Raw genomic sequence first — 13121 nt, 5'->3', positions numbered from 1 at the left:
CCCTAAGATTTAAAACAACACTCTCTACATTACATGAATTTCGCATAAAAAAAATACAAAAAAAATTATGTTTTTTTGTTTAGCGGTTGATATGTGCATGAAATTTGCTTGTTATTTAATGAAATATCAATTGATAAGTATAGGAGGTAGAGATGACAAACCGTGATTCTAAAGTAGAAAAGATAGAAGCCCTCCTCGACCGTTTTGGCAATATTGCAGTAGAAGGCTTTCACTACATTGCCCTATTTATTATTGGCTGTATGGTGATCTGGTCTGCCGGACATACCGTATTTGAAATTTTGGCGGTAAATCAATTCGCCACGATTGATGACATTCTTTTATTGTTTATCTATCTAGAACTGGGTGCCATGGTCGGAATCTATTTTAAGACCAACCACATGCCGGTTCGCTTTCTGATTTATATCGCCATTACAGCACTCACTCGCTTATTGATCTCAGATATCCAACACGACCATAAGGCGGATATGGATTTGATCATTATTACCGGTTCAATCCTAATTCTGGCTTTTGCGATTTTAATTGTCCGATATGCTTCCTGGACTTTTCCTTCCGTGATTCGTGACAAACATTCAGAAAACCCTCTGCCTGAAGGTAAAACCCCACGACCACAAGATGACGAGCTGGCTTAGAAACTCCTTATTAAAAAGTCCCCCTTGATAAAGGGGGACTTAGGGGGATTTTCAGCGATTCGGCACCAACATATAACGCCCATTTTCAAAAATCCAATAAGTGCCATTCGGTGGTGCGGGCAAACCCAAACGTTGCCAATCACTGATAAAGGTCGTGGTTGAACTTTCAATGCGGGCCGTTCTCGGATCACCATTCACCCAGCTATAGCTTTGAGAATTTTGTGTAATGGTGGTTGGTGCCTGATATTGAATACTGATGCCATTCTGAATGGTCGGATAATTCTGATGATGCGGTGAACGCTGCGGATCATTCGGATAGTGCTGTGGATAATGTTGCTGCTGATGAGGATAGTTATTTTGAGGATAATTGTTATGGGGATAATAAGGACGAGGTTGGTAGCGAGTGGTATCTACCCCGCGATAATTTGACCAGCGATTTTCCGCCTGCGTTGTTGCAGAAGCTCCAAAGAGCACCATGCCACTCAAAGCACAAAGAACTGCTAATTTCATAAGAGCCACCAAACATACGATATAAAACTTATTTTAATTCCTAGTTTAGGATAAAAAATGAATAAAAAAACAGCAAATGCAAAGTTTTGTAAATTAAATATTTCGCTGATTTTCTCTTCAGACACATCTCGGCTCAAATCATGAATATGTTAAAATACTGTTTTTTATTACGGGATCAAACAAAGTGTCTGATTTAAGTTTTGACCGCCTACATCAATTCTTTTGCAAGGTTCCAAGTATTCAAGAATCTTTAATTAATGCTTATGGTTCAGATGGTCAACATGCATGGTGGTTTAAATTTCAAATCAATGTTGAACATCCTCTGGCATGGCAAACCGTACAGGAACTGGGTCATGTATTGAATTACATTTCCAAGAATGAACGTTTACCAACACAGTTTTTACCCGTATCTCCGCCACCTTATATGAATGGTGAAGCCAAAGAATTTTTGGCTTGGGTGATTCAATGCAACCATCCAGATTTTCCACCCGATGTCGTTTGTGACTGGTTAGAAGCGCGTTTACCTCAGCCGGTTGAAGATGAAAACCAGTGGAAAATTAAAACGGATTTAAAAGAACTGGATAAAATGAAAGATGCCGATTTGGATAAACTCGTTCCACCGAATCCTGAACCTAAGAATTAAGAACGCGCTTGAATCCCTCCTGACCTCCCTTTATCAAAGGGAGGAGTATTAGAAGGTAGACAATCCGCTCCACTCCATAAAACGGTAAATCAGATATTTCAGTTTCGATTCATCTGCATATTGACCGTAATCGACACTCATATTTTTACCATTCAGATTCGACCAGGCACCATCAAAATAGGTTTGAGCATCTGTAAACACTGGCGCTTGTGATGAACCGACCACGCGTAAATTGGTTTCCAGATTATAGTTTTTGATATTCCGTGCAGTGAAATTAGCAGAACCTAAAATTAGTTCAGACTGCTGAGCATTTGATTTAATAATCATCTTGCTATGGCATTGTTCACCTTGGGTATTGCACCAACGTACAGGCACACCCGCATCATTCAATTCAGAGGCGACTTGCCGGTTGGGAATGCCATTTTTTTTCCGCCCAAACGCATCCTTATTCGGATCCAGCAGTACTCGGACTTTAACCCCACGTTCATGTGCAGCAATCAAGGCTTTAACAATATACCGTTCTGACAAGTAGAACATCGCCAGATCAATCTGCTCTTTGGGTTTGGCGGTTTCAATCAGTTTGAGTGTTGCATCATAAATGGCTTTTTCTGTCAAAACCTGAACTTGCGGCAAAGACTTTTCAGCTTCAAATTCACCCACAATCACCATTGGAATATCGCCTTTGGACATCCGGCCCACAGCCTGCTCGGTCTTCAATACGTCAATGGCTGTATTGCCCGTTACCAGCAAGGCAACATTGGAATGACGTGAACTGCCATCATGCGGATTGGCAGAAGTCACCAGTGCTTTCCAACCCTGAGCAGTATCTACCACTAGGGTTTTACGGTGATTGGCTTTAAAATTAAACAGGTTAAAATAGCTGCGCAGGGTAATTTTTTCCTTCCCAAACGGATTGCTTAACCAGCCTTTTTCAGGATTATTGCCAGCATCCTGACAACAGATATACCAGAAACCAGACCACAATGGGTTGGATGCACGTAGCGGTCTTAAATCCGTTTCAATCACGTCAATACCTGCATTACGCAACTGACGATAATGCTTGGGTGCAATACCACCATAGACAGAATTAATCGGGTCGGTAATCACCTTAATTTCAATATTTGGCTGCACACCGCGTTTTAAGATCAAGGCATCGGTGAGTTGTTGCGCCAGTGCCCGGTGGGGTAGCGTCGACTCCCCGACTTCGCTATTGAATAAAAACATGTCCAGCACAATCGTACTTTGTGCTTCATCAATCATTTTTAACATTTCATTAAAAATATGATGATCTTGCTGCTGTTTTCCACTCGCATCGAGATAGGTTTGGTCTGCAATAAATTTCACCTCGGCATGCCGCAACTTACCGGTAAAATCCAGGCCTTCAGGCAAGGGTTTATAGGTATGATAAATGGCCGATGAGAGATAACCCAAAGCCAGCAAACCGACAATCACACTGACATAACGACGGCGTGACCAATTCAATTTCTGATGAATTCGTTGAAAAATACGCATAACAAAAAACCTAGTCCAATGGCATCAGACTAGGTTTTATTGCTTGATTTATCAAGAGGATTTCTGTGATGCCAGTTTCAACTGGCATGTCCTGCCCAGCTTCAGATTAAAAACCCAATTCTAAACCGAGGGTAAAATTACGCCCCACTTGCGGAATATTGGACAGGAACGATGCATGCGAATAAACCTGTTCATCCAGCAGGTTATTGGCTTTGAAATAGACACGGTAATCATTGCGATCTTTCAATTGACCAGCATAAGACAGTCCCAGATTCAGCATGTTATAGCCATCTGTTTCAGACTCATAGCTGGCAATCTTGTCCTGATTAAAAACATGGTAATACTCAGCCAAACCTGACCAGTGATCATCAAAACTTGCATCTACTTTTGTACCGAGGCGGCCTGCCGGAACACGCGGTGCATTTTCTCCCTCAATTTTGCCACGTACATAATCGCCAAATACACCCAGTTTATAAGTGTCGGTTAAAGCATAAGAAGCTTCTGCTTCAGCGCCATAGAACTTGGCTTTGTCCTGAGTATATTCAACCAGGCGGAAATCTTTAAAATTATCCAAGGTTTGGGCATAAATATAGTTATCAAACCAGTTGTGATAGACATGCACATGGTAATCAAACTTATCCTGCTCATAATGCAGACCAAGTTCCAGATTATTGGATTTTTCTGCGCTTAAATTTTCATTACCACGTTCATAAGTGTTGGTCGCGAAATGCTTACCATTGGCATACAGTTCTTGCGCCAGAGGCAGACGCTCTTGATGAGAGCCGACCAGAGACAATTTATAGCTCGGTGCAAATTCCCAGTTCACGGCGCCTGAATAGGAAAAACCATAATCATCAAAATCTTTTTTATTGGAATCAATCTCAATTTTTTGCTGATCTAGACGTGCGCCAAGTTCAACATGTACATCATCAAACTGTTTATGCTCTAAAGCAAACAGACTCCACTTTTGGGTTTTGGTCGGATCCAGTAAAGCTTCTTCACCATCAATATCAAGCTTTTGCTGATTATACTGCCCACCGATTACCCCTTCCCAGTTGGCAATAGGATGATGCAGCAATTCCAAACGCGCATCATAGCCTTGACTCTTGAAAGTCGTGGCAATATTGTCTTCTTCAATTTCATCATGCTTGTAGTCGGTATAGCTGGCATGAGCACGAAGTTTTTGAAAACCAGCAAAAGGATCACTTAATTCAGTGCGAAAATCATAGCGCTCTGTTTTTAGATCGACCCACGGTCCAGCAGCATGTTCTTCCTCATGCGTATGTCCTGGCTGCTGGCCACAACCAATTAATGAATTCCCTGATACCGCACAATCTTCATATTCATGGCTATGGCCCGGCAAGCCATACTGGTCCTGACGGTTGCTATATGAAATCCCGCTAAAGCCTCGGTCATGAATCCAGGACAATCCAATATTGACTGTCTCGCCTTCAGCAAAGGTGTTACCTACACGACGTTCTTTTTCACCCTCATGAACATAATCTGGCGCAATATAACTGTTGGCATCCCGTTTTGACCCTTCAACACGTAATGCCACTTGATCAGTTAAAGCAACGGTCGCCCCTGCACTGGCCAGTTTTTCATCACTACCACTGTTATAACGTAAGCCCAGCTGTCCTTGATAACCCTTTTCCGGTATTTGGGTGGGAATCTTATTATCTGTCACATTAACCAGTCCACCCACTGTCCCTGCGCTATAGAGTAAAGTTGATGGTCCACGAATAATCTCGATCTGTTTCGCTAAAACAGGATCCACGGTTACTGCATGGTCTGGTGAAAGAGTGGATACATCTGCTGTTTCAGAGGCATGTTGCAAGATTTTGACCCGCGCGCCATCCTGTCCGCGAATAACCGGACGGCTTGAACCTGAACCATATTGGTTCGAAGTCACCCCAAGCTCACCAGCCAAAGCATCACCAATGGTCGTGCCGCCTTCAGCAAGCTTTTTGTGATCAATCAACTGATCGGCCACTGCAAAATCTGCAGCCGACTGGACTAAAGGATGTGCCTGCAATTTGATTGTTTCTAATTGTTGGCTTTGAGGGAGTTCATCGGCAAAAACAGCAGGTGCGACAACGGCAAAAATAGACAAGGTAATTAAATTCTTATGGAAAAACATGGAACTGGCTCAAAGCTGCGATTTTTGAATTACGTTATATTATAACATTTCATTTTTTTTGCAATAAAAAACATTTCATTTCTGATGCTTGAGTTAAACTATTTCAAGTTTTATTCCATAACGATAGATTCTTAAATAATTTTAGATGCCTTTTACCTTATCTCACGCGGTACTTGCCCCTCCTATTTCCAAACTTACTGGACATATGCTTCCCGTTGCAGCGCTTGCGATTGGTTGTATGGTGCCAGACCTCTATCGTTTATTTACCCAAGAACAATCCAATGTGACACACCTTTGGACGTCTCTGATTCATCCCAACTTATGGATTGGACTCGGATTTTGCGCCTTGTGGTATGGGATTTATCGCCCTGCGATGTATCGTTTTGTGGGTATTCAACACGATTTAAATCTACATAGTTTTGGATCAGTGATTAAATTTATCATCACTGTTTGTGTTGCATTAATCATCGGTACAGCGACACATCTGATTTGGGACGGACTGACGCATATTGATTTTCGTACGTTTGCCTTTCGGGATTTTTTAGCACAATCGGTCAATTTACTCGGACAGACCTACCCGATGCATCGGGTATTACAAATCGGGACATCTGCCTTGGCTTTGCCATTTTTAGCTTGGATGAGTCTGCACTATTATCAGAAGTATCAGCAACATTTTAAAATCAGCCGTAAGATTAAAACCTTTGCAATCGGTTTAGTCAGCCTCTCTTTGATAATGGGCAATATTTCGGTTTGGGATTATGCACGGTATATTCCATCAGAAGTTTGGCAATCGGATCTCTATTATTTTACTGGTCGAGCCATCAATGAATTTAGTCAGGGTGCATTAATCACATTCACATTAGGCTGCATTCTATTTTTATTTTTTGACAGAAATCATCGCCTGGGATAATTCTCGAACCGATACTTTAATCGCTCCCAGGTCAAAATCATGGTGTTTTTGGTAGTAGTTCTTGTGACCTATGCTTCAAAGAGGCATAATTCAACATTCGAATAAAAGCAGTACGCTGTTTACGTATGTGCTTTCCTTAACCCATATAGTTGGATTTCTAACGCTATGATGCGAACTCATTACTGCGGTTCTTTAACCGAAGCTCAAATTGACCAAACCGTAACATTATGCGGTTGGGTACACCGTCGCCGTGACCACGGTGGTGTAATCTTCCTTGATATGCGCGACCGTGACGGTCTAGTGCAAGTGGTTATCGATCCAGATACTCCTGAAGCATTCGCAACTGCGGACAAATCACGTTCAGAATTCGTATTAAAAATTACAGGCCGTGTACGTCGTCGTTATGCAGGTACTGAAAACGCGAATATCACTAGCGGTCAAATCGAAGTTCTTGGTAAAGAGATCGAAGTTCTTGCTGCTTCTGAAACTCCGCCATTCCCATTGAATGACGAAAACACAAATATTTCTGAAGAAGTACGTTTGAAATACCGTTTCTTGGACATCCGTCGTCCAGAAATGTTAGATCGCCTACGTTTCCGTTCTAAATTAACCAACCTGATTCGTAACTACTTCGAAGAAAATGGTTTCTTAGACGTTGAAACTCCTATCTTGACGCGTGCAACGCCTGAAGGTGCGCGTGACTATCTAGTTCCAAGTCGTGTTTCTAACGGTAGTTTCTACGCACTTCCACAATCTCCACAATTGTTCAAACAGTTGTTGATGGTTGGCGGTATCGATCGTTACTACCAAATTGCTAAATGTTTCCGTGATGAAGACTTACGTGCTGACCGTCAGCCTGAATTCACCCAAATCGACGTTGAAACATCGTTCATGAGTGACGATGACATCATGGATTTAATGGAACGTTTAACAGTTAAGATGTTCAAAGAACTTCTAAACGTTGAATTCGATAAATTCCCGCGTATGACTTATGCAGATGCAATGCGTGACTATGCATCTGACAAACCGGATATGCGTATTCCTTTGAAACTTGTTGACGTTGCAGACATGATGCAAGACGTTGAGTTCAAAGTATTCGCAGGCCCTGCTAAAGACCCTAAAGGTCGTATCGTTGCGCTTCGCGTACCAGGTGCTGGCGCTTTACCGCGTAGCCAGATTGACGAATACACTAAATTCGTGGGCATCTACGGTGCGAAAGGCTTGGCTTACATTAAAGTCAACGAACTTGAAAAAGGGATCGAAGGTCTTCAATCTCCAATCGTTAAATTCATCGAACCAATCGTGCTTGATTTGTTGAAACGTGTTGGTGCTGAAAATGGCGATATCGTATTCTTCGGTGCGGACAAAGCGAAAGTTGTAAATGATGCAATGGGTGCTTTACGTATTAAAGTCGGTCACGACATGAAATTGGCAACTTGCGAGTGGGCTCCACTTTGGGTTGTTGACTTCCCTATGTTCGAAGAAACTGATGATGGCAAATGGACCTCTGTTCATCACCCATTCACGCTGCCTAAATCAAGCGTTGAAGAAGTGAAGAACAACCCAGGTGCTGCGCTTTCTGTTGCTTATGACATGGTATTGAATGGTACTGAAATCGGTGGTGGTTCACTTCGTATCTTCAATCTTGAAATGCAAAAAGCCATCTTTGAAGCTTTAGGCATTGGTGAAGAAGAGGCAGAAGAGAAATTCAGCTTCTTGTTAAATGCCTTGAAATTTGGTGCGCCTCCGCACGGTGGTTTGGCATTTGGTCTTGACCGTCTTGTAATGTTGATGACGGGTTCATCTTCAATTCGTGACGTGATTGCATTCCCAAAAACCAAGACTGCTGAATGTCCGCTTACTCAAGCACCTGCTCCAGTTGAAGGTAACCAATTGCGTGATTTGGGTATTCGTTTACGCGAAAAACCTAAAGCTGAAACTAAAGCAGAAGCTTAATTCTTCTTTAACTAGCAATAAAAAACCCTGCTTTATGCAGGGTTTTTTATTGCTTCAAAAATAGAATACACAATGATTAAAATTTTGATGATTTTTGATAATAGTTTCTTAAACGCTATATGCTATCCTGTTTAAGAATCAAACCCATGTGTACAATATAACATTGATTTAATTGCTTATATTTTGTTGTTAAGACTCTCTTCTTTTTTGATCAGTTCTATCTTAGATTTTTAGACTCTTGCCAAAATTCTAATCCAACCTCATATCTTAAGAGTCTATTCTAACAAATCATGTATTTCATTCTAAAAGTTTTAGCCTTGCTACCTTTACGCATTTTGCAAAATCTGGCCTGCTTTGCAGCATGGTTACTGTGTATAAGAAATTCATCCTTTAAACGCATAACTCGTATTAATTTAAAGCTTGCTTATCCAGAATTGACAGCGGCACAAAGATCAAAACTGCTCCATGACAGTATTCGAAGCCAATGCTTAAGCTATGTAGAATGCATTAAATGCTGGGGTATGTCGCCTCAATACAGTTTAAAACTTTTAAATAAAATTCATGGCGCAAACTATTTAACAGAAGCTTTGAGCAATCAAAAAGGCGTTATTGTCGTTGTACCACATTTTGGTAACTGGGAACTCTTAAATGCCTGGCTCTGCACTCATACTCAGCCAATGATTATGTATAAGCCGAATAAGATAAAAGGCATTAACCGCTATATTTTAGAATCGCGTCAAAAGACCAATGCAGTATTGGTTCCAACCGATGAAACTGGTGTACGTGCTATCTTCAAACACTTAAGGCAAGGTGGCCTTACCGTCATTCTTCCCGATCATTTACCTAAACCTTCGGGAGGAATTTATGCTCATTTTTTTCAGCAAAATACCTTATCCACCACCATTGTTTCTAAATTGGCATATAAAACTCAGTGTAATGTAATTGGTTTAAGCTGTATAAGAAATCCTGATACTTCCAGTTTTACTGTTCAATGTGTTCCACTATCAAATGAGATTTTATCAAAAGATCTGCAAAAAAGTGTTGAATGCTTAAATCAGGAAATGGAACTCATGATTACAAAAATGCCAGAGCAGTATATTTGGTCTTATAAACGTTTTAGAAATTGTTATGGAAATATTAACCCTTATAGCGTTTAAACATAGATTTCCCTTCACATCTTGAATTAGGTCAGCAGAACACTCAAATGGAATGAATTGAGATTGATGCTTGCTAATGGCATAATAGCCCTGTTTTTCCATTATTGAGTTAAGCAAGCTATGGCTATGCGTCCTGCTGTTCGTAATCGTGGCATCATGTTGATTGTGTTCTCTATCGCACAATGGCTTTTCATGCGTTACATTTTGGCCAATGGCTTATTTAACATGGATACCAATGAACGCATTCTTTATTTTTGTGTAAGTAGTTTAGGTGGGGCCTTACTTATTTTTGTCGGCTTGATTTATATGGTATTGAAGGGTAATCCGGATAAACCTCAATAATTTACTCCCCCATCCCACTGAATGCTCTATGCTCTTCAGTGGTTTTAATAATTTGTTTTTCTTTATTTTGTTCTAAAGAATTTTAATTTTATTCTCTATATTTTAGAAATGGCGCAGCATCTTTGATGCAATAAAACTCTTTCCAAAACTTTCTTTTTATAATTATCTTGGTTATAAAGAGTTGTGCATTTTTATGTATTTTTTATTCAAACTTGTTTCCTTACTGCCTCTATCGGTTCTGCAATTGATTACGTCTTGGATTGGCTTCCTTTTATATAACTATAATTCATCCATGAAGCGAATTACACGGATTAATCTGCAATTAGCTTATCCAGAGTTAAGCGCACAACAACATAAAGTTCTTATCAAAAAAAGCCTAATAAACCAATGTATGACCTACGTTGAATCAATTAAATGTTGGAGGAATGTCTCCTGAATATAATCTAGGTTTATTAAAAAATATTTATGGGAAACAGCACTTGACTGAAGCTTTAGCCAATAAAAAGGGTGTAATTGTTGTTATTGGTCATTTTGGCTGTTGGGAACTTCTAAATGCATGGCTTAATCAATATTGCTCCCCCATAATTATGTACAAGCCGAATAAAAATAAAGCAGTAGATCGTTTTATGTTAGAAGCAAGATAACAATTGAATGCAACTCTTGTCCCTACAGATGAAAATGGTGTACGTGCTATCTTTAAACACCTTAAGCAGGGTAGATTGACTCTCATTTTGCCGGACCACCTTCCCAAAGCATCCGGAGGTATTTATTCTATTTTTTTTGGTCAAAAGACATTATCCACTACTCTAGTTTCAAAACTAGCTAGTAAAACACAGTGCAATATCATAAGGTCTCAGTTGTATTCGTGATGGATGTTGTGGATTTAATATTCATTGTTCACCACTATCACATGAGATTTTATCGAAAGATTTACAAACTTCTGTAGATCGCTTGAATCAGAATCTAGAAGAGATGATTAATGTTGCGCCTGAGCAGTATGTCTGGTCTTATAAGCATTTTCGTAAAGTTGAAGGAGGAAAGAATATTTATAATAGAAATAAATAAAAACAGATATGTTAGATTTTTACAAAGTTGTGATTAATTCTCGAGAATGGCATAATTGAAAACTTCTCTTTTATTAAAAACCCCCATCCTAAATTCTCTAATGTCCATCATCGTCATACCTAAGTAGACAAATGAGGAATTATGTTAATTTTTCTTTACACCGTTTCAAAAGGGAATGTGAATAAATTCTGATGGAAAAATTTAAAATACTGATCATCGGAAAACGAGGCGGTATTCTGCAATGGTATGAAAACTTACTTGCCTCAGATCTTCCAAATCAAGAATATAATATTCAGGGTTTTGCATTAAATCACAACAATAACCTTGAACGCACAGTCAAGAAGCTCATTTTCAATAAAGATAAATATACAGCAAACCTGCTTAAAAAAAAGTTAGCAGGATTTCAGCCTGATCTGATTTTAATTGCGGATCTATTTTATTTTAACGAGCATTTGCTAAAAGTACTTCATGAATCCAAAGCAAAAAAAGCACACTGGATTGGTGATTTTTTTGATGAAAGATTGCTTAAATCCAAAGATGTTATTGATTTATATTGCTTTACGGACTCAAGCTTTGTTGAAGATGCTCAGAAAATCGGCTTAGAAAAAACCGCATATCTGCCATTGGCATTTAACCCCAATGTTTTCTTTGCCAATGATACTCCCAAAAAAGATCGACTATTATTTATTGGTGCTTGGTCCCAAGACCGTCAGGAATTAATTGAACAGATTCCTGTGCCATTGACCATTTATGGCAAAGGCTGGCATCAACTGCATAAACCGGATTGTAATGTTCATCCTCATAATATTCCGCTGACTGAAGTCGCTAATTTATATCGACAGCACCGTTTTGTGTTAAATATGATTAATAAGACAAACATACGTCAGGGTATGAATATGCGCTGCTTTGAAGCGCCTGCATGTGGCAGTATATTAGTCAGCGAGTATGTTAAAGACTTGGATTTTGCCTTTGATATTAATAGTGAAATTATCTGTTTTTCAAATCCGCTTGAATTATCGACAAAAATTCAAGCTATTGATATTGAACCTAAATTAGCAATGTATAAAGTAGAAAAATTCCATACCTATAAAAACAGAATTGATGAAATTTTAATAAAGTTTTCTTGATCTAAATTTTTTCACATTTCTGCTTAATATTTTTATCTTTTTTCTTGAGTATAGTCCTTGCTAAACGCAATATGCGTCTCAAATTAAAAAAAATATTTTTTAACCGACTGTTAGATACATAGAATTGTGAACACATTGCCCAAAAAAATTGAGATTTTTTCCTAAAATATTGCATGTCCATATAATCCTGTTGCGCCTCAAAATAACTTTGATCAACTTTTCCAGGACTTTTATGATATAAATGAAAATCAATTACATAATTTTTTAAACCTAAATTTCTAGCATTTTGACACAAGTCTATCGCATATAGATGAAATCCTCTCAAGAGAAACTCAGTCGTAGAAAGATTATGCTTTCGATTAATAATCAAGAAATTTTCATCAAGGCTCATTACAGATTCAGGAAATTCACCATGTTTTAAGTCTAAAAAGTGTGGATCTGAGATACGAATATAAGTATTACCATTCTCATTTTTACCTGCATTCCCTGCGACTCCCCAATTATGATCAATACATTCGAGTTCTTGTAATCTTTGATCAAGAACTTCTCTACAATCATATTTAAAAAGAATATCCTGATGACAAAAGATTAAGTATCGTCCTTCTGCTTCACGTAAAGCACGGTTAATACCACTATAACCATCAAATTGATTCGATTTTTTATTGTCAAAAAAAAAGAATTCAATATCTTCACTATCAAATCCTGCAAGTTTAGCACTTTCGACCATTTCCAAATATTCATCATAACGGGTCATCAAAGTACAAAACGTATATTTTTTTGAGAAGATTAGATCTCCTTCTATTTTTCGAATAAAATCAGACATAAAAATAAGATATTTATAAACATTGCTTTTAATAATAACATCATTAAAAATAATCTAACATAGTTTCACAAGCTATTTGTCCCCAGCTAAAAAAATAGACATATGCAATAAAATATTATTCTTATGAAAAATAATTTTTTAATATTACATTAACTCAAAACATAAAAACTCCATGTTGCTATTCAAATGATTTTAGAAATAAACAATAAAGTAACCCGAATCGCGGATAAGAAATTGACTTGAAAAACATAAGGACTAGAGCTATCAGTTGAGTTACCACACAAAG

At 38.7% G+C, this 13121-nt stretch carries 11 protein-coding genes and 1 pseudogene; 8 read left to right on the top strand and 4 right to left on the bottom strand.

What is annotated here, in order from left to right:
- Positions 1-152: 152 nt before the first annotated feature.
- Positions 153-650, top strand: coding sequence for a phosphate-starvation-inducible PsiE family protein (locus WAE57_RS14395; protein ID WP_337711115.1), 498 nt, complete (start codon positions 153-155; stop codon positions 648-650).
- A gap of 51 nt (positions 651-701) precedes the next feature.
- On the opposite strand, the gene WAE57_RS14390 is transcribed toward WAE57_RS14395, so the two are convergent.
- Positions 702-1160: an RcnB family protein gene (locus WAE57_RS14390; protein ID WP_337711114.1), complete on the bottom strand. Its 459-nt coding sequence runs from the start codon at positions 1158-1160 to the stop codon at positions 702-704.
- Positions 1161-1344: 184 nt separating this feature from the next.
- Between WAE57_RS14390 and WAE57_RS14385 the strand changes: the two genes are divergently transcribed.
- Positions 1345-1803 carry a hypothetical protein gene (locus tag WAE57_RS14385; RefSeq protein ID WP_086175494.1) on the top strand — a complete coding sequence of 153 codons (459 nt, stop codon included), beginning with the start codon at positions 1345-1347 and terminating at the stop codon, positions 1801-1803.
- 48 nt (positions 1804-1851) lie between these two features.
- Here the strand turns inward: WAE57_RS14385 and WAE57_RS14380 are convergent, their stop codons facing one another.
- Both WAE57_RS14380 and znuD read right to left on the bottom strand, forming a co-directional pair.
- Positions 1852-3315, bottom strand: coding sequence for a phospholipase D family protein (locus tag WAE57_RS14380; protein ID WP_337711113.1), 1464 nt, complete (start codon positions 3313-3315; stop codon positions 1852-1854).
- Positions 3316-3421: 106 nt separating this feature from the next.
- Positions 3422-5455, bottom strand: a complete 2034-nt coding sequence (znuD, locus tag WAE57_RS14375; protein ID WP_337711112.1) for a zinc piracy TonB-dependent receptor ZnuD — start codon at positions 5453-5455, stop codon at positions 3422-3424.
- 145 nt (positions 5456-5600) lie between these two features.
- Between znuD and WAE57_RS14370 the strand changes: the two genes are divergently transcribed.
- From WAE57_RS14370 to WAE57_RS14345, 6 genes and pseudogenes are all read left to right on the top strand, one after another.
- The gene (locus WAE57_RS14370; RefSeq protein ID WP_337711111.1) at positions 5601-6365 is read left to right on the top strand and encodes a DUF4184 family protein; all 765 of its coding nucleotides are present in this window, start codon (positions 5601-5603) and stop codon (positions 6363-6365) included.
- 165 nt (positions 6366-6530) lie between these two features.
- Positions 6531-8321 carry an aspartate--tRNA ligase gene (gene aspS, locus WAE57_RS14365; RefSeq protein ID WP_237787678.1) on the top strand — a complete coding sequence of 597 codons (1791 nt, stop codon included), beginning with the start codon at positions 6531-6533 and terminating at the stop codon, positions 8319-8321.
- Positions 8322-8611: 290 nt separating this feature from the next.
- Positions 8612-9478 carry a lysophospholipid acyltransferase family protein gene (locus WAE57_RS14360; protein ID WP_337711110.1) on the top strand — a complete coding sequence of 289 codons (867 nt, stop codon included), beginning with the start codon at positions 8612-8614 and terminating at the stop codon, positions 9476-9478.
- A 120-nt stretch (positions 9479-9598) separates the two neighbouring features.
- On the top strand, positions 9599-9820 hold the full coding sequence (locus WAE57_RS14355) for a hypothetical protein (protein WP_337711109.1): 222 nt from the start codon (positions 9599-9601) through the stop codon (positions 9818-9820).
- Positions 9821-10013: 193 nt separating this feature from the next.
- Positions 10014-10885, top strand: a pseudogene (locus WAE57_RS14350) (lysophospholipid acyltransferase family protein).
- A 191-nt stretch (positions 10886-11076) separates the two neighbouring features.
- Positions 11077-12012 (top strand): glycosyltransferase, encoded by a 936-nt coding sequence (locus WAE57_RS14345; protein WP_337711108.1) that lies wholly within the window; start codon positions 11077-11079, stop codon positions 12010-12012.
- A 1-nt stretch (position 12013) separates the two neighbouring features.
- Here the strand turns inward: WAE57_RS14345 and WAE57_RS14340 are convergent, their stop codons facing one another.
- Complete coding sequence (locus tag WAE57_RS14340; RefSeq protein WP_337711107.1) at positions 12014-12835, bottom strand: acyl esterase; 822 nt, start codon at positions 12833-12835, stop codon at positions 12014-12016.
- Positions 12836-13121: the final 286 nt, after the last annotated feature.

The sequence above is a fragment of the Acinetobacter sp. NS-4 genome (assembly GCF_037402435.1).
Classification (GTDB): domain Bacteria; phylum Pseudomonadota; class Gammaproteobacteria; order Pseudomonadales; family Moraxellaceae; genus Acinetobacter.
The sequence above is the reverse complement of the archived record's forward strand: the minus strand, read 5'-3'. Positions and strand labels throughout refer to the sequence as shown.

Coding starts and splice junctions, on each gene's coding strand:
- WAE57_RS14370 (WP_337711111.1), top strand. CDS start 5,601: ATGCCTTTTACCTTATCTCACGCGGTACTTGCCCCTCCTATTTCCAAA.
- znuD (WP_337711112.1), bottom strand. CDS start 5,455: ATGTTTTTCCATAAGAATTTAATTACCTTGTCTATTTTTGCCGTTGTC.
- WAE57_RS14395 (WP_337711115.1), top strand. CDS start 153: ATGACAAACCGTGATTCTAAAGTAGAAAAGATAGAAGCCCTCCTCGAC.
- WAE57_RS14355 (WP_337711109.1), top strand. CDS start 9,599: ATGGCTATGCGTCCTGCTGTTCGTAATCGTGGCATCATGTTGATTGTG.
- aspS (WP_237787678.1), top strand. CDS start 6,531: ATGATGCGAACTCATTACTGCGGTTCTTTAACCGAAGCTCAAATTGAC.
- WAE57_RS14390 (WP_337711114.1), bottom strand. CDS start 1,160: ATGAAATTAGCAGTTCTTTGTGCTTTGAGTGGCATGGTGCTCTTTGGA.
- WAE57_RS14345 (WP_337711108.1), top strand. CDS start 11,077: ATGGAAAAATTTAAAATACTGATCATCGGAAAACGAGGCGGTATTCTG.
- WAE57_RS14380 (WP_337711113.1), bottom strand. CDS start 3,315: ATGCGTATTTTTCAACGAATTCATCAGAAATTGAATTGGTCACGCCGT.
- WAE57_RS14360 (WP_337711110.1), top strand. CDS start 8,612: ATGTATTTCATTCTAAAAGTTTTAGCCTTGCTACCTTTACGCATTTTG.
- WAE57_RS14340 (WP_337711107.1), bottom strand. CDS start 12,835: ATGTCTGATTTTATTCGAAAAATAGAAGGAGATCTAATCTTCTCAAAA.